This is a genomic window from Streptomyces sp. MCA2, from assembly GCF_023544705.1.
Classification (GTDB): domain Bacteria; phylum Actinomycetota; class Actinomycetes; order Streptomycetales; family Streptomycetaceae; genus Streptomyces; species Streptomyces decoyicus.
Genome location: NZ_JAMJFM010000030.1, coordinates 61,834 through 77,075 on the forward strand (window position 1 = coordinate 61,834; position 15,242 = coordinate 77,075).

A 15,242-nucleotide genomic window follows, 5' to 3' on the forward strand; every position below is an offset into this window, starting at 1 on the left:
GGCGTTCCTTCCGCCGCGGCGTTCCTGGCGTCGTGGCGTTGCTGCCGTCTCGGCGTCCCTCCCGTCTCAGCGCCCCTTCCGTGCCGCCCGGACGAACTCGCGGTTCATCGTGGAGATGCTGAACAGCGGAATCCCCTTGGGGCAGGCCGTCGCGCACTCCCCCGTGTTCGTGCACCCGCCGAACCCCTCCGCGTCCATCTGTCCCACCATGTCCAGGACGCGGCTCTCCCGCTCCGGGGCGCCCTGGGGGAGGGAGTTGAGGTGGACGACCTTGGCGGCGGTGAAGAGCATCGCCGAGCCGTTGGGGCAGGCCGCCACGCAGGCGCCGCAGCCGATGCACTCGGCGTGTTCGAAGGCGGCGTCGGCGGCCGGCTTGGGCACGGCGGTGGCGTGCGCCTCGGGGGCGGCGCCGGTGGGGGCGCTGATGTAGCCGCCGGACCCGATGATGCGGTCGAAGGCGGAGCGGTCGACGACCAGGTCCTTGACGACGGGGAAGGCGGCGGCGCGCCAGGGCTCGATGTCGAGGGTGTCGCCGTCCCGGAAGGACCGCATGTGCAGCTGGCAGGTGGTGGTGTGCTCGGGGCCGTGCGCCTCGCCGTTGATGACGAGCGAGCAGGCGCCGCAGATGCCCTCGCGGCAGTCGTGGTCGAAGGCGACCGGATCGTCGCCGCCCAGGAGGAGTTCCTCGTTGAGGGTGTCGAGCATCTCCAGGAACGACATGTCCTGCGAGATGCCGTCCACCTCGTACGTGGTCAGGGCGCCGGGGGCGTCGGCGTTCTTCTGGCGCCAGATGCGCAGGGTGAGCTTCATGCGTAGCTCCGCTGGGTGGGGTGGACGTACTCGAAGACCAGGTCTTCTTTGTGCAGGGTGGGGGCCGCGCCGGTGCCGGTGAACTCCCAGGCGGCCGCGTAGGAGAACGCGTCGTCCCGGCGGGCGGCCTCGCCGTCCGGGGTCTGCGACTCCACGCGGAAGTGGCCGCCGCAGGACTCGGCGCGGTGCAGTGCGTCGAGGCACATCAGTTCGGCGAGCTCCAGGTAGTCGACGACGCGGTTGGCCTTCTCCAGGGACTGGTTGAACTCCGCGCCGGTGCCCGGCACCTTGATGCGGCGCCAGAACTCGTCGCGGATCTGCGGAATCCGGTCGAGGGCCTTGCGCAGCCCCTCTTCGGTGCGGGCCATCCCGCAGTACTCCCACAGGAGGGTGCCGATCTCACGGTGGAAGGAGTCGGGGGTGCGGTCGCCGTCGACGGCCAGCAGCAGGTTCAGCCGGTCCTCGGTCTCGGCCAGCGCTTCCTGTACGACGGGGTGCTCGGCCGTGAGCGTGTCGTGCCGCGGATGGCGGGCCAGGTAGTCGTTGATGGTCGACGGGAGGACGAAGTAGCCGTCGGCGAGGCCCTGCATCAGGGCGGAGGCGCCGAGGCGGTTGGCGCCGTGGTCGGAGAAGTTGGCCTCACCGATGGCGAACAGGCCCGGGACGGTGGTCCGGAGGTCGTAGTCGACCCACAGGCCGCCCATCGTGTAGTGCACGGCGGGGTAGATCCGCATCGGCACCTCGTACGGGTTCTCCGCGGTGATCCGCGCGTACATGTCGAAGAGGTTGCCGTACTTCTCCTCGACCGCGGCCTTGCCCATCCGGGCGACGGCGTCGGCGAAGTCGAGGTAGACGCCCTGGCCGCCGGGGCCGACGCCGCGGCCCTCGTCGCAGACGTTCTTGGCGGCGCGGGAGGCGATGTCGCGGGGGACCAGGTTGCCGAAGGAGGGGTAGAGGCGCTCCAGGTAGTAGTCGCGCTCGTCCTCGGGTATCCCGGCGGGCGGGCGGGTGTCGCCCTTGGCCTTCGGGACCCAGATACGGCCGTCGTTGCGCAGCGACTCGCTCATCAGCGTCAGCTTCGACTGGTGGTCGCCGGTGCGCGGGATGCAGGTGGGGTGGATCTGGGTGAAGCAGGGGTTGGCGAAGTACGCGCCGCGCCGGTGGGCCCGCCAGATCGCGGTGGCGTTGGAGTTCATGGCGTTCGTCGACAGATAGAAGACGTTGCCGTAACCGCCGGACGCCAGCACCACCGCGTCCGCGAGGTGGCTCTCGATCCGGCCGGTGACCAGATCGCGGGCGACGATGCCGCGGGCCCGGCCGTCGACGACGATCAGATCGAGCATCTCGGTACGGGCGTGCAGCCGCACGCTGCCGGCCGCGATCTGCCGGGAGAGCGCCTGGTAGGCACCGAGCAGCAGCTGCTGCCCCGTCTGGCCGCGGGCGTAGAACGTACGGGAGACCTGCACGCCGCCGAAGGAGCGGGTGTCGAGCAGCCCGCCGTACTCGCGGGCGAACGGCACGCCCTGGGCCACGCACTGGTCGATGATCTCGACGGAGATCTGCGCCAGCCGGTGCACATTGGACTCCCGGGCGCGGAAGTCGCCGCCCTTGACGGTGTCGTAGAAGAGCCGGTGGATGGAGTCGCCGTCGTTGCGGTAGTTCTTCGCGGCGTTGATCCCGCCCTGGGCGGCGATGGAGTGCGCCCGGCGCGGGGAGTCCTGGTAGCAGAACTGCTCGACGTGGTAGCCCTGTTCGGCGAGGGTGGCACCGGCCGCGCCGCCCGCGAGCCCGGTCCCGACGACGATGACGGTGTGCTTGCGGCGGTTGGCCGGGTTGACGAGTCCGGCCTCGAAGCGGCGGCGGTCCCAGCGCTCGGCGATCGGCCCGTCGGGGGCCGCCGCGTCGGCGACGGGCGCACCGGTCGGGTAGTCGGCGTAGCTGCCGTACGGCGTCCTGTCGGCGGTCGAAGTCATGTCAGCTCACTACTCCGGTCAGCACGGAGACGGGGACGGCGATGAAGCCCAGGGTCAGGGCGGCGGCGAGAGTGTTCGCCAGGGTCTTGAGGGTCCGGTCGCGGCCGGGCCGGCCCGCTCCGAGCGTCTGCGCGGCGCTCCAGAAGCCGTGCCGGATGTGCAGGCCGAGGGCGAGCATCGCCACGAGGTAGACGGTGGTGCCGTACCAGGTGGAGAAGGTCGCCACGACGTTCGCGTACGGGTGGCCGGCCTCGGCGCGCGGATTCACCGTCAGCGTCGTCAGGTCCAGGATGTGCCACACGAGGAACAGGCCGAGGATGACACCGCCCCAGCGCATCGTCCGGGTGGCGTAGCTCGGGCGGCGCCTCGGCCGGGGGCGGGGCGACGGGCGGGCGTACTTCGTGGGCCGGGCGGCGATGTCCCGCCGGCTGAGCTGGTACGCGGCCACCGCATGCACCACCACCGCGGCGAGGAGCACCACCCGCGCGATCCACAGGAACCACTCGTGGTGCAGGAACGGCTCGCCGATGGTGCGCAGCCAGGCGGCGTAGGCGTCGAAGTCCGCCGCCCCGAAGAAGATCTTGAGATTGCCCAGCATATGGACGACCAGGTACAGCAGCATCACGATGCCGCTGACGGCCATCGCCGTCTTCTTGCCGACGGTCGAGCGCCACAGGAGGCCCGCGAAGGACGGCCGTCGATCCGTCCGTGTGTCCAGTGCCATGGGTCCCGACGGTAAGGACCGCGCCTGCCATCAGTCCAAGACATGGTCTGGCTCATCTCCATAGGCAGGGCCTATCGACGCCGCCTAGCATTCCTCTTATGCAGTTGCAGCAGCTCCGCTACTTCACCGCCGTGGCCGACACCCGGCACTTCACCCGCGCCGCCGAGCGCGAACATGTCGCCCAGCCCTCCCTCTCCCAGCAGATCCGGTCGCTGGAACGCGAGTTGGGCGCGGAGCTGTTCCACCGCGCCCGTGGCCACATCACCCTCACCGACGCCGGGGAGACCCTGCTGCCGCTCGCCCGGCGCATCCTCGCCGATGCCGAGACCGCCCGCCGCGAGGTCCAGGAGGTCGCCCGGCTGCGCCGCGGCAGGCTGCGTCTCGGCGCTCCGCCCAGCCTCTGCGCCAGCCTCGTCCCCGACGTCCTGCGGGCCTTCCACACCGCCTACCCGGGCGTGGAGCTGATCGTCACCGAGGACGGCTCGCAGGACCTCGTCCGGGCGCTGGCCGACGGCGCACTGGACCTGGCGCTGATCATCACCCCGCTCCCGGTCCAGGCCCCCGCCCTGGTCACCTCCGACCTGCTGCGCGAGGAACTCGTCGTGGTCTCCGCGCCCGACCGCCCCGCCCCCGTCGGCCGGCGCACCCGCATCCGGGTCGAGGATCTCCGAGGCAGGCCGCTGGCCATGTTCCGCCGCGGCTACGACCTGCGGGAATTCACCACCGCGGCCTGCCGCGCGGCCGGCTTCGAGCCCACCTTCACCGTCGAGGGCGGCGAGATGGACGCGGTCCTCGGCTTCGTCCGGGCCGGGCTGGGCATCGCCGTGGTCCCCAGCATGGTCGCCGAACGCTCCGGCCTGCGCGTCACCCGTTTTTCGACGCCCGGGATGCACCGTGTGGTGTCCGTCGCCCACCGGGGCGATGTCTCCCCGCCGCGCGCCGCCCGGGAGCTGGAGCGCATCCTGATGGACCACCTGGAGCCGGACGGGCCCTGAGCGGACCGGCCCGCAGGCGGGGGAGAGCGGCCGGTCAGGGGGCGCGGCCCCGTGGCAGGGGGCCACGGCCGGTCGTAGGCTGGCCGCATGTCGACCCATGCGAAGCGTGAACGGCTCCTTCTCGCCGACCTGTTGGAGAACGCCGGCCCCGAGGCGCCGACGCTGTGTGAGGACTGGACCGCCCGGCAACTGGCCGCGCATGTGGTGGTGCGCGAGCGGCGCGCCGACGCGGCCGGCGGGATCCTCGTCAAGCCGCTGGCCGCACGTCTGGAGCGGGTGCAGAAGGAGTTCGCCGGCCGGCCGTACGACGAGCTGATCCGGCTGATCAGGACCGGCCCGCCGCGGATGTCGCCGTTCGCGCTGAAGCAGGTCGACGAGGCGTCCAACACCGTCGAGTTCTACGTCCACGCCGAGGACGTACGGCGTGCCCAGCCGGACTGGGCCCCGCGCGAGCTGGACCCCGTGTTCGCGGACGCCCTGTGGTCCAGGATCGAGAAGATGGCCCGGGTGCTGGGCCGTAAGGCGCCGGTGGGCCTGGTGCTGCGGCGGCCCGACGGGCGGACGGCGGTGGCCCACCGCGGCACCCCGGTGGTCACGGTCGTCGGTGAGCCGGGCGAGTTGACGATGTTCGCCTTCGGCCGGCAGGAGGCCGCCGATGTGGAGCTGGACGGCGACAAGGACGCGATCGACCGGCTGATGGCGGCGAAGCTGGGGGTGTGATCCCGCTCCGCCCTTCGCTCACAAGTGGAACTCCACCACCACGACCACCACGGCCACCACCACCGCGGCCACGAACACCGCCGCCAGCACCCGCGCCGCGACCCGCGCGGCGCGGTCCGGGTCCGGCGGCGGTGGCGGCACGGGCGGCTGCTGATGATGCATGGGTGCAGGATGCCGCACGGCACAATGGAGACCATGAGCAGCCGCGCCGCCACTCCGGACACCACCCCCGCCCTGGACCCCGCCATCGCCGCCCGCCTCAAGCGCGGCGCCGACGGCCTGGTCCCCGCCATCGCCCAGCAGTACGACACCGGCGAGGTGCTGATGCTCGGCTGGATGGACGACGAGGCCCTGCACCGCACCCTCACCACCGGCCGCTGCACGTACTGGTCCCGCAGCCGCCAGGAGTACTGGGTCAAGGGCGACACCTCCGGCCACGTCCAGCACGTCAAGTCGGTGGCCCTGGACTGCGACGCCGACACCCTCCTGGTCCGGGTCGACCAGGTCGGCGCCGCCTGCCACACCGGCGACCGCACCTGCTTCGATGCGGATGTGCTGGCCACCGAGGCTGCCCAGGACCAGTAGGCTCCGCTGCCATGACCACGGGAACCACCGGCACCGCCACTCCGGACCTCGACACCTTCCGCACCCTCGCCAAGGACCGGCGGGTCATCCCCGTCACCCGGCGCCTGCTCGCGGACGGCGACACACCGGTCGGGCTCTACCGCAAACTCGCCGACGAACGCCCCGGCACCTTCCTCCTGGAGTCCGCCGAGAACGGCCGTACGTGGTCGCGCTACTCCTTCATCGGCGTCCGCAGCGCCGCCACCCTCACCACCCGCGACGGGCAGGCGCACTGGCTCGGCACCCCGCCCGTCGGCATGCCCACCGGCGGCGACCCGCTCGCCGCGCTGCGCGCCACCGTCGAGGCGCTGCACACCCCCCGGGACCTGATCGAGGGCGAGGGGCTGCCGCCGTTCACCGGCGGCATGGTCGGCTACCTGGGCTACGACATCGTGCGCCGCCTGGAGAAGGTCGGCGAGCAGACCGAGAACGATCTCCGGCTGCCCGAACTCACCATGCTGCTCACCTCCGACCTCGCCGTCCTCGACCACTGGAACGGCACGGTCCTGCTGATCGCCAACGCGATCAACCACAACGACCTCGACACCGGTATCGACGAGGCCTACGCGGACGCGGTGGCCCGCCTGGACACCATGGCCGACGACCTCGCCCGGCCCGCGGCCGCCAGTGCCGCCGCGCTGCCGCCGTCCGAGGTCCCGCCGTACACCGTCAAATGGGGCGGCGCCGACTACCAGGACGCCGTCGTCGACATCAAGGAGCGCATCCGGGCCGGCGAGGCCTTCCAGGTCGTGCCCTCCCAGCGCTTCGAGACCCCGTGCACGGCGAGCGCGCTGGACGTCTACCGGGTGCTGCGGGCCACCAACCCGAGCCCGTACATGTACCTCTTCCGCTTCGAGGGGGGCGACGGCCCGGAAGGCGGCGCCTTCGACGTCGTCGGCTCCAGCCCGGAGGCGCTGGTGAAGGTCGAGGGCGGCCGGGCCATGGTCCATCCCATCGCCGGCACCCGCCCGCGCGGCGCCTCCGTCCAGGAGGACCAGGCCCTGGCCGACGAGCTGATGGCCGACCCCAAGGAGCGCGCCGAGCATCTGATGCTGGTCGACCTGGGCCGCAACGACCTGGGCCGGGTCTGCGAACCGGGCAGCGTCGAGGTCGTCGACTTCATGTCCGTCGAGCGCTACAGCCACGTGATGCACATCGTCTCGACGGTCACCGGCCAGGTGGCCGAGGGCCGCACCGCCTTCGACGTGCTCACCGCCTGCTTCCCCGCGGGCACGCTCTCCGGCGCCCCCAAGCCGCGCGCCCTCCAGATCATCGAGGAGCTGGAGCCGACCCGGCGCGGCCTGTACGGCGGCTGCGTGGGCTACCTCGACTTCGCCGGTGACTCCGACACCGCCATCGCGATCCGCACGGCCCTGCTCCGGGACGGCACCGCCTACGTCCAGGCGGGCGCCGGGGTGGTCGCCGACTCCGACCCGGTGGCCGAGGACACCGAGTGCCGCAACAAGGCGGCCGCGGTGCTGCGCGCCGTGCACACCGCCAACCACCTGGGCCGGTAGCCCGCCGAGGGGTGATCCACCGGGCGGGACCACCAACGGCTCCTGCCCCGGTCCACCCCGCCGCGGGGTGCCCCGAGTGCCCAACAAGGCGGCCGCGGTGCTGCGCGCCGTCAACACCGCGAACCACCTGGGCAGGTAGCCCCTTCCCACCCCGCGCGCCGGTCCCCGGTGGCCGGTGCGCGATAGTGGTACGCGTGACTGCCGTACCCCAGACCCCTGCCGAGACCGAGCCCTCGGTCGCGTCCGTGCCCCCGCCGGCCGGGCCCGCGCCCGGCGCGAAACGCAGTCTCGCCCTGGCGCTGCTGGCCGGCGCGGCCGGCGCCGCCCTGGCGCTGCTGGCCTCCGGCCGCACCTGGGCCGAGGGCACCGCGGTGCTGGCCCAGGGCGAGCTGCCGCGCACCGTGACCGGCGCGGATGTGACCGGTGTGCCCGGCGCCCTGGCCGTCGTCGGCCTGGCCGCGCTGGTCGCCGTCTTCGCGGTGCGCCGGGCCGGCCGGCTCGCGGTCGCCGGTCTGCTCACGCTCAGCGGGGCGGGCATCGTCGCCGCCGCGGTGCGGGGCAACTCCGACACCTCGGCGCTGCGCGAGAAGGCGGCCACCGCGGTCGGTCTGACCGGAGCCGATGTGCATCACGTCACGCACACCGGCTGGCCGTGGGTGGCCGCGGCCGGCGGTCTGCTGCTGTTGATCGCCGGGCTGCTGGCGCTGCTGCACGGACGCCACTGGCCTGCAATGTCGGGCCGGTACGAGCGCACGCCCGGCGGCGCCCGCGGCCCGCGCCGTGCTCCGCCCGCGCCGGACCTGGACCGTCCGGAGGAGATCTGGAAGTCCCTGGACCGCGGTGAGGACCCCACCCGGTAACGGTGCTCCGCCCGGCATCGGTGACAATGGCCGACGAGGATCATCGCGCCCGGACCCGGCGCGGACAGAGCATCGAGGAGCATTCATGTCGAGCAGTGGCCACGGACACACCCCCGCCGCCTGGACCGGCGTCATCATCTCGTTCATCGGCTTCTGCGTCGCCGGAGCCTTCATCGTGCTGGCGAATGTGCCCGGCTTCTGGGCCGGGATGGCGCTGATCGGCCTCGGTGCCGTCGTGGGCGGTCTGATGCGCATGGCCGGTCTGGGCTCCGAGCCCAAGCGCGCGGCCAAGCCGCGCCCCCAGGCACAGGCACAGCCGCAGGAGGGCTGAGCTCCCGCTCCCCGTGGCGCCGTGCTCCGGCGCCACCCTCGTGGCACCCCTCGAAGGCGCCGCTTCCCGGCCCGTACGCACCCCCGGTGCCGTACCCGCCGTCCGTGCCCGTTCCGTACGGCGGCCGAGAAGCTGCGCCTTTGCGCGTGCGGCCGCACAATCGGCACGTGAGCGAACCCGTGGCGCGGCCCGAAGCCCCACTCCACGGCGGCCTGCCGCGCCGCCTCGCGGCACCTCTGGGCGCCCTGGCCGCCGCCACCGCCGCCTTCGGCTGGCTCGGTGCCGTCGACCCGAACGAGCCCGGCCACTACCCGGTGTGCCCGCTGCTGCACCTCACCGGCCTCTTCTGCCCCGCCTGCGGCGGTCTGCGCAGCGCCCATGCCGTCGCCCACGGCGATCTCGGCGCGGCGCTGGGCGCGAACGCCCTCGCCGTGGCCGGATACGCCGCCTGTGCGGTCTTCTGGGCGCTCTGGGTGAGCCGTGCGGTACGCGGACGCCGGACGGCGGGCCCGCGGCCGCGAGCCGTCCACTGGTGGGCGCTGGGCGGCCTGCTGCTCGTCTTCACCGTCGTACGCAACCTCCCCTTCGGCAGCGGTCTGGCACCGTGAGGCGCCGGCCGCCCGGTTCGGCTGCGGAGTCCCGCATGCGACCCGCATATGTCCAGGTCGTGGGACCGCGGTCCACCGGATGTGAGACCTGCGTCCCATGGCGGATACCATCGGAGTGCCGGACGGGACAGCTTGTCCCACAGGCCACTGTCCACCTCCACCGCTCAAGAAGGAGGCCGCTCGCGTGAGTGTGCTCGACGAGATCATCGACGGCGTCCGTGCCGACCTCGCAGAGCGGCAGGCGCGCGTCGGCCTCGACGAGCTCAAGGAGCGGGCCCAGAAGGCGCGTCCCGCCAAGGACGGCGTCGCGGCGCTGAAGGGCGAGAGCGTCACGGTGATCTGCGAGGTCAAGCGCTCCAGCCCCTCCAAGGGCGCGCTCGCCGCGATCGCCGACCCGGCCGGTCTGGCCGCCGATTACGAGGCGGGCGGCGCGGCGGTCATCTCCGTCCTGACCGAGCAGCGCAAGTTCGGCGGTTCGCTGGCCGACCTGGAGGCCGTCCGCGCCAAGGTCGACATCCCCGTGCTGCGCAAGGACTTCATCGTCACCGCCTACCAGCTGTGGGAGGCCCGTGCCTACGGCGCCGACCTCGCGCTGCTGATCGTCTCCGCGCTGGAGCAGGAGGCCCTGGTCTCGCTGATCGAGCGGGCCGAGTCGATCGGGCTGACGCCGCTGGTCGAGGTGCACGACGAGGAAGAGGTCGCCCGCGCGGTGGACGCCGGCGCCAAGATCATCGGCGTCAACGCCCGCAACCTGAAGACCCTCGAGGTCGACCGCGGCAACTTCGCCCGGATCGCCCCCGAGATCCCCGACCACATCGTCAAGATCGCCGAGTCCGGCGTCCGCGGGCCGCACGACCTGATCGCGTACGCCAACGACGGCGCGGACGCGGTGCTGGTCGGCGAGTCGCTGGTGACCGGCAAGGACCCCAGGACCGCGGTCGCCGACCTGGTCGCCGCGGGCTCCCACCCCGCGATCCGGCACGGCCGGTCCTGAACGGCCGGGGACGGCACACACCGACATGACCACCACCGCCGCAGGCATCCGCTGCCAGGCCCGGGTTCCGCACCCGGGCCCGGTCGGCGTGCGCGCCGCGGCGGGGTCCGCCCGCGTCCCCTGCCCGGCGCTCGGCCGGGGATTCCCGCCCGTCGCCCGGCGCCGCCCCGAGCCGACGAAGCGCTGCGCGCTGCCCCCGTGGCACCGCGGCTGCCGGGCGCCCGCACGGCGGGTCCACGGGCGCAGGGTCAGGTATCACATCGGATCCGAGCCGGGACAGATCAACGGCATGCGATGGCGACCGGGGTCCGCGCGCTGACGCGTCGGCCCCGTACCGGCGCCGGGTCGCGAGGGGACACGGCGGTCGTCTGACCGCCTGCTCGTCCCCCCACCCCCGAACCCACCCCCGGCCCCTCCCCCGAAGGGGGAGAGAGGGAGGGGCCGGGGGGGGCGCTGCGGCCGCGTCCCATGACGCCGGCCCACCCCTCCGCGGAACCGCCGCTCGCGGCTCCCCGGAGGCAGCGACCCCTCCGCGCGCGCCGCATACCGTGATGCCCCTGTCCCGAATCTCGAAATATCGCTGACATAACCGGACTTCCGGGGCGGCTGCCCCGGCAGAGGAGTGCGTCTGATGTCCTCCGATTTCTTCCTTCCCGACCCTGAGGGCCGTGTGCCCAGCGCCGAGGGCTACTTCGGTGCCTACGGCGGCAAGTTCATCCCCGAGGCGCTGGTCGCCGCCGTCGACGAGGTCGCGGCCGAGTACGAGAAGGCCAAGGCGGACGCCGCGTTCGCGGCCGAACTCAACGACCTGATGGTCAACTACACCGGGCGCCCCAGCGCGCTCACCGAGGTGCCGCGGTTCGCCGAACACGCCGGCGGGGCCCGGGTGTTCCTCAAGCGCGAGGACCTCAACCACACCGGCTCGCACAAGATCAACAACGTGCTGGGCCAGGCACTGCTCACCAAGCGGATGGGCAAGACCCGGGTCATCGCCGAGACCGGCGCCGGCCAGCACGGCGTCGCCACCGCCACCGCCTGCGCCCTCTTCGGCCTCGACTGCACCATCTACATGGGCGAGATCGACACCCAGCGCCAGGCCCTCAACGTCGCCCGGATGCGGATGCTCGGCGCCGAGGTCATCGCCGTGAAGTCCGGCAGCCGGACCCTCAAGGACGCCATCAACGAGGCGTTCCGCGACTGGGTCGCCAACGTCGACCGCACCCACTACCTGTTCGGGACCGTCGCGGGACCGCACCCGTTCCCCGCCATGGTCCGCGACTTCCACCGCGTCATCGGCGTGGAGGCGCGCCGCCAGATCCTGGAGCGCGCGGGCCGCCTGCCCGACGCCGCCGTCGCCTGTGTCGGCGGCGGCTCCAACGCCATCGGGCTCTTCCACGCCTTCATCCCGGACGCCGGCGTACGGCTCATCGGCTGCGAGCCCGCAGGCCACGGCATCGCGACCGGGGAGCACGCCGCCACCCTGAGCGCCGGTGAGCCGGGAATCCTGCACGGGTCCAGGAGTTACGTCCTCCAGGACGAGGAGGGCCAGATCACCGAGCCCTACTCCATCTCGGCCGGCCTCGACTACCCGGGCATCGGGCCCGAGCACGCCTACCTCAAGGACACCGGCCGCGGTGAGTACCGCGCCGTCACCGACGACGCCGCGATGCAGGCGCTGCGCCTGCTCTCGCAGAGCGAGGGCATCATCCCCGCCATCGAGAGCGCCCACGCCCTGGCCGGCGCCCTGGACCTCGGCAAGGAGCTCGGCACGGACGGGCTGATCGTGGTCAACCTGTCCGGGCGCGGCGACAAGGACATGGACACCGCCGCCCGTTACTTCGGCCTGTACGACACGGACGCCGCCGTCGAGGCGGACACCGACACCGCGGACGCGGAGATCGAGGGGGACGTCAAGTGAGCGGGAACATCAAGCTGCTGAGTGACACCCTGGCCGCCGCGAAGGCCGAGGGCCGGTCCGCCCTCATCGCCTATCTGCCGGCCGGGTTCCCGACCGTCGACGGCGGTATCGAGGCGGCCAAGGCCGTCTTCGACGGGGGCGCGGACGTCGTGGAGATCGGGCTCCCGCACAGCGACCCCGTCCTCGACGGCCCCGTCATCCAGACCGCCGACGACATCGCCCTGCGCGGGGGCGTGAAGATCGCGGACGTCATGCGGACCGTCCGCGAGGCGCACGAGGCCACCGGCAAGCCCGTCCTCGTCATGACGTACTGGAACCCCATCGACCGCTACGGCATCGAGCGCTTCACCGCCGAGCTCGCCGAGGCCGGCGGCGCGGGCTGCATCCTGCCCGACCTGCCCGTCCAGGAGTCCGCGACCTGGCGGGAGCACGCCGACAAGCACGGTCTCGCCACCGTCTTCGTCGTCGCCCCCAGCAGCAAGGACGCGCGGCTCACCGAGATCACGGCGGCGGGCTCCGGCTTCGTGTACGCCGCCTCGCTGATGGGCGTCACGGGCACCCGCGCGTCGGTGGGCGAGCAGGCGCAGGACCTCGTGCGGCGCACCAAGGCGACCACCGGGCTGCCGGTCTGCGTCGGCCTCGGCGTCTCCAACGCCGAACAGGCCGCCGAGGTGGCCCAGTTCGCGGACGGTGTGATCGTCGGCTCGGCGTTCGTCAAGCTGATGCTGACCGCGGACGGTGACATGACGGCCGGCCTCGACGGGATCCGCGCCCTGGCCGCCGAGCTGGCCGAGGGCGTACGCAAGCGGGCCTAGGGGACGTCTCCCCTGGAGGCACTGCGGCGACCGGGCCCGGCAGGTACGCAGGTCCGGTCGCTGTCCCTCGATAGGGCGAACATCGGTGCGGAGGAGTGCGGCGGCACCCCTCCGCTTCGTTGTCCAGGGGCGTGAGCCAGAAGAATCATGAGGGTAAGAGAACCGCCCGCGAGCGGCTACAGGAACAGCGGGAAAAGGAGAGGGTGCGCGCCCGGCGCGGCCGTCAGGCCATCGTCGCCGGATCGGTGGTGGTGGTGCTGGCGATCGCCGGCGGCATCGCCGTCTGGGCGACCTCGGCCAACGGCGGCGGGACCAGCTCCGACAACGAGACGGCCCGCCCCAAACAGGCCAGCGGCGGCAGCCGGCCCGCCATCCCCGTCGGCGCTGCCAACGCCCCTTCCACACTCACGGTGTGGGAGGACTTCCGTTGTCCCGCCTGCCAGCAGTTCGAGACCGGCTTCCGCCCGGCCATTCACGAGCTGGAGGACTCCGGCCGGCTCAAGAGCGAGTACCACCTCGTGACGATCATCGACGGGAACGCCGGCGGCAAGGGTTCCCTCAATGCCGCCAACGCCGCCATGTGTGCCCAGGACGCGGGGAAGTTCCGCGCGTACCACGACGTCCTCTACTCCCACCAGCCGCCCGAGCAGCAGGACAAGTTCGCCGACAAGAAGTACCTCCTCCAACTGGCCGGCAAGGTCAAGGGGTTGGTGACCCCCGCCTTCACCACCTGCGTCAACGACGGCAGGTACGACGCCTTCGTGCAGAAGTCCACCGACGCCTTCGCCGAGACCGGTTACCGCGGCACCCCGACCGTCCTGCTCAACGGCAAGGACCTCTCGAAGGAGAAGGGCGGCCGGTTCTCGCCCGCGGACCTGAAGAAGATGGTGCAGGACGCCAACAAGGGCAAGCAGCCGGGGAAGAGCTCCTCACCGCACCCGGGCGCCGCACCGCACATGAGCACCTCGCCCCAGGGCAAGCAGGCCGGACGGAGCGCCTCGCCCCGGGCACCACACCCCGCAATGAGCGCCACGCCGGGCTACTAGGCCCTGTCGTAGGCCTCCGCCCCGAGGAGCGCCGCGGCCCTCGCGGACACGCAGCGTCATGGCGTGCTCGCGGGGTCGTTACGCAGCCGTTGCCGGGTGGGTTGTCGTCGACCCCGCCCGGCGCGGTAGCGTCGTCCCTGCCATGGACCTCGCATTCATTCCCAGCCCGTCGGTCGGCGTCGTACATCTCGGCCCGATTCCGCTGCGCGGCTACGCGTTCTGCATCATCATCGGCGTCTTCGTCGGCGTCTGGCTCGGCAACAAGCGCTGGGTGCAGCGCGGGGGCCGCTCCGGCACCGTTGCCGACATCGCCGTGTGGGCCGTGCCCTTCGGGCTGGTCGGCGGACGCCTCTACCACGTCGTCACGACGTACGAGCCCTACTTCGGCCCGAACGGGCATCCCCTCGACGCCTTCAAGGTGTGGGAGGGCGGCCTCGGCATCTGGGGCGCGGTCGCGCTCGGCGCCGTGGGTGCCTGGATCGGCTGCCGCCGGCGCGGTATCCCGCTTCCCGCGTACGCCGACGCGCTCGCGCCCGGTCTCGCGCTCGGGCAGGCGATCGGCCGCTGGGGCAACTGGTTCAACCAGGAGCTGTACGGCAAGCCGACCGATGTCCCGTGGGCGCTGAAGATCAGCTCCGACCCGGCCATCGGGCGGATCGGCGGTACCTACCACCCGACCTTCCTCTACGAGTGCCTGTGGTGCATCGGTGTCGCCGCGCTGGTGATGTGGGCCGACAAGCGCTTCCGGCTCGGTCACGGGCGGGCCTTCGCGCTGTATGTCGCCGCCTACTGCGCCGGCCGCGCGTGGATCGAGTACATGCGGGTCGACGAGGCGCACCACATCCTGGGCCTGCGGCTGAACGTCTGGACCGCGCTGATCGTCTTCGTCCTCGCCGTCGCCTACTTCGTGGTCTCCGCCAAGAAGGCACCAGGACGGGAAGCGGTCGTCGAGCCGGGGGCGCAGCTCGCCGAGGGTGCGGACGGCGCCGCGGCCGAGGACGCCGAGCACGCCGACGACGCCAAGGTCTCGGTCGAGAAGCCGTCGCCGAAGACCGCGTCCGAGGACGACGGGGAGACAGAGACAGAGACGGAGGCGGAGGCGGGTGCCGACGGCGCCGACGGGGCCTCCGAGTCCGCGAAGGACGAGCCCGGCGACAAGAAGGCCGCGGACGCGGCGGACGCGCCCGCGGCCGATGCCCCCGCCGTGGATGCCACCAAGCCCGCCGGGAGCGGCAGCACCAAGAAGTCCTGAGGCGGCCACCGGCTGCCGACCGCGCCGGGCGGACCCGATACGTCGGATCCGCCCG

At 72.5% G+C, this 15,242-nt stretch carries 17 protein-coding genes; 13 read left to right on the plus strand and 4 right to left on the minus strand.

The features are described 5' to 3' along the window. Positions 1–66 precede the first annotated feature (66 nt). From M8I34_RS24085 to M8I34_RS24095, 3 genes are read right to left on the minus strand one after another with little or no spacing between them, the layout of a single operon-like run. The gene (locus M8I34_RS24085) at positions 67–810 is read right to left on the minus strand and encodes a succinate dehydrogenase/fumarate reductase iron-sulfur subunit (protein WP_250052283.1); all 744 of its coding nucleotides are present in this window, start codon (positions 808–810) and stop codon (positions 67–69) included. After that, positions 807–2,783 carry a fumarate reductase/succinate dehydrogenase flavoprotein subunit gene (locus M8I34_RS24090; protein WP_250052285.1) on the minus strand — a complete coding sequence of 659 codons (1,977 nt, stop codon included), beginning with the start codon at positions 2,781–2,783 and terminating at the stop codon, positions 807–809. The genes M8I34_RS24085 and M8I34_RS24090 overlap by 4 nt, the downstream gene beginning before the upstream one ends. Position 2,784: 1 nt before the next feature. Beyond that, positions 2,785–3,507 carry a succinate dehydrogenase cytochrome b subunit gene (locus M8I34_RS24095; RefSeq protein ID WP_250052295.1) on the minus strand — a complete coding sequence of 241 codons (723 nt, stop codon included), beginning with the start codon at positions 3,505–3,507 and terminating at the stop codon, positions 2,785–2,787. A gap of 98 nt (positions 3,508–3,605) precedes the next feature. Between M8I34_RS24095 and M8I34_RS24100 the strand changes: the two genes are divergently transcribed. Together M8I34_RS24100 and M8I34_RS24105 are read left to right on the plus strand one after the other, a co-directional pair. Continuing rightward, positions 3,606–4,502 carry a LysR family transcriptional regulator gene (locus M8I34_RS24100; protein WP_250052297.1) on the plus strand — a complete coding sequence of 299 codons (897 nt, stop codon included), beginning with the start codon at positions 3,606–3,608 and terminating at the stop codon, positions 4,500–4,502. Positions 4,503–4,589: 87 nt separating this feature from the next. Further along, entirely contained in the window at positions 4,590–5,222 is a 633-nt protein-coding gene (locus M8I34_RS24105) for a TIGR03085 family metal-binding protein (protein WP_250052299.1), read from the plus strand. Positions 5,223–5,240: 18 nt separating this feature from the next. Here the strand turns inward: M8I34_RS24105 and M8I34_RS24110 are convergent, their stop codons facing one another. After that, positions 5,241–5,384: a hypothetical protein gene (locus M8I34_RS24110; RefSeq protein WP_250052301.1), complete on the minus strand. Its 144-nt coding sequence runs from the start codon at positions 5,382–5,384 to the stop codon at positions 5,241–5,243. 33 nt (positions 5,385–5,417) lie between these two features. On the opposite strand from M8I34_RS24110, the gene hisI reads away from it, so the two are divergent. The 11 genes from hisI to lgt all read left to right on the plus strand — a co-directional run bounded on the left by hisI (position 5,418) and on the right by lgt (position 15,187). Further along, positions 5,418–5,807, plus strand: a complete 390-nt coding sequence (gene hisI / locus M8I34_RS24115; RefSeq protein WP_030988659.1) for a phosphoribosyl-AMP cyclohydrolase — start codon at positions 5,418–5,420, stop codon at positions 5,805–5,807. 11 nt (positions 5,808–5,818) lie between these two features. Further along, the gene (locus M8I34_RS24120) at positions 5,819–7,363 is read left to right on the plus strand and encodes an anthranilate synthase component I (RefSeq protein WP_250052303.1); all 1,545 of its coding nucleotides are present in this window, start codon (positions 5,819–5,821) and stop codon (positions 7,361–7,363) included. A 194-nt stretch (positions 7,364–7,557) separates the two neighbouring features. Next, positions 7,558–8,223: a TIGR02234 family membrane protein gene (locus M8I34_RS24125; protein ID WP_250052306.1), complete on the plus strand. Its 666-nt coding sequence runs from the start codon at positions 7,558–7,560 to the stop codon at positions 8,221–8,223. 85 nt (positions 8,224–8,308) lie between these two features. After that, on the plus strand, positions 8,309–8,554 hold the full coding sequence (locus tag M8I34_RS24130; protein ID WP_030988665.1) for an HGxxPAAW family protein: 246 nt from the start codon (positions 8,309–8,311) through the stop codon (positions 8,552–8,554). 167 nt (positions 8,555–8,721) lie between these two features. Further along, a complete protein-coding gene (locus tag M8I34_RS24135) occupies positions 8,722–9,162 on the plus strand; it encodes a DUF2752 domain-containing protein (protein WP_250052308.1) in 441 nt (146 codons plus the stop codon). A 184-nt stretch (positions 9,163–9,346) separates the two neighbouring features. Further along, a complete protein-coding gene (gene trpC / locus M8I34_RS24140; RefSeq protein WP_030088821.1) occupies positions 9,347–10,156 on the plus strand; it encodes an indole-3-glycerol phosphate synthase TrpC in 810 nt (269 codons plus the stop codon). Positions 10,157–10,181: 25 nt separating this feature from the next. After that, entirely contained in the window at positions 10,182–10,475 is a 294-nt protein-coding gene (gene trpM, locus M8I34_RS41985; RefSeq protein ID WP_374210980.1) for a tryptophan biosynthesis modulator TrpM, read from the plus strand. A gap of 312 nt (positions 10,476–10,787) precedes the next feature. Further along, positions 10,788–12,074 carry a tryptophan synthase subunit beta gene (gene trpB / locus M8I34_RS24145; protein WP_244415442.1) on the plus strand — a complete coding sequence of 429 codons (1,287 nt, stop codon included), beginning with the start codon at positions 10,788–10,790 and terminating at the stop codon, positions 12,072–12,074. Further along, positions 12,071–12,889 carry a tryptophan synthase subunit alpha gene (gene trpA, locus M8I34_RS24150; RefSeq protein WP_250052319.1) on the plus strand — a complete coding sequence of 273 codons (819 nt, stop codon included), beginning with the start codon at positions 12,071–12,073 and terminating at the stop codon, positions 12,887–12,889. Before trpB ends, trpA begins: the two co-directional genes overlap by 4 nt. Positions 12,890–13,092: 203 nt before the next feature. Continuing rightward, on the plus strand, positions 13,093–13,935 hold the full coding sequence (locus M8I34_RS24155) for a DsbA family protein (RefSeq protein WP_250052321.1): 843 nt from the start codon (positions 13,093–13,095) through the stop codon (positions 13,933–13,935). A gap of 142 nt (positions 13,936–14,077) precedes the next feature. Further along, positions 14,078–15,187 (plus strand): prolipoprotein diacylglyceryl transferase, encoded by a 1,110-nt coding sequence (lgt, locus tag M8I34_RS24160; RefSeq protein ID WP_250052324.1) that lies wholly within the window; start codon positions 14,078–14,080, stop codon positions 15,185–15,187. Positions 15,188–15,242 lie beyond the last annotated feature (55 nt).

Coding starts and splice junctions, on each gene's coding strand:
- M8I34_RS24110 (WP_250052301.1), bottom strand. CDS start 5,384: ATGCATCATCAGCAGCCGCCCGTGCCGCCACCGCCGCCGGACCCGGAC.
- M8I34_RS24105 (WP_250052299.1), top strand. CDS start 4,590: ATGTCGACCCATGCGAAGCGTGAACGGCTCCTTCTCGCCGACCTGTTG.
- M8I34_RS24085 (WP_250052283.1), bottom strand. CDS start 810: ATGAAGCTCACCCTGCGCATCTGGCGCCAGAAGAACGCCGACGCCCCC.
- trpB (WP_244415442.1), top strand. CDS start 10,788: ATGTCCTCCGATTTCTTCCTTCCCGACCCTGAGGGCCGTGTGCCCAGC.
- M8I34_RS24090 (WP_250052285.1), bottom strand. CDS start 2,783: ATGACTTCGACCGCCGACAGGACGCCGTACGGCAGCTACGCCGACTAC.
- hisI (WP_030988659.1), top strand. CDS start 5,418: ATGAGCAGCCGCGCCGCCACTCCGGACACCACCCCCGCCCTGGACCCC.
- trpM (WP_374210980.1), top strand. CDS start 10,182: ATGACCACCACCGCCGCAGGCATCCGCTGCCAGGCCCGGGTTCCGCAC.
- M8I34_RS24130 (WP_030988665.1), top strand. CDS start 8,309: ATGTCGAGCAGTGGCCACGGACACACCCCCGCCGCCTGGACCGGCGTC.
- M8I34_RS24100 (WP_250052297.1), top strand. CDS start 3,606: ATGCAGTTGCAGCAGCTCCGCTACTTCACCGCCGTGGCCGACACCCGG.
- M8I34_RS24120 (WP_250052303.1), top strand. CDS start 5,819: ATGACCACGGGAACCACCGGCACCGCCACTCCGGACCTCGACACCTTC.
- M8I34_RS24095 (WP_250052295.1), bottom strand. CDS start 3,507: ATGGCACTGGACACACGGACGGATCGACGGCCGTCCTTCGCGGGCCTC.
- lgt (WP_250052324.1), top strand. CDS start 14,078: ATGGACCTCGCATTCATTCCCAGCCCGTCGGTCGGCGTCGTACATCTC.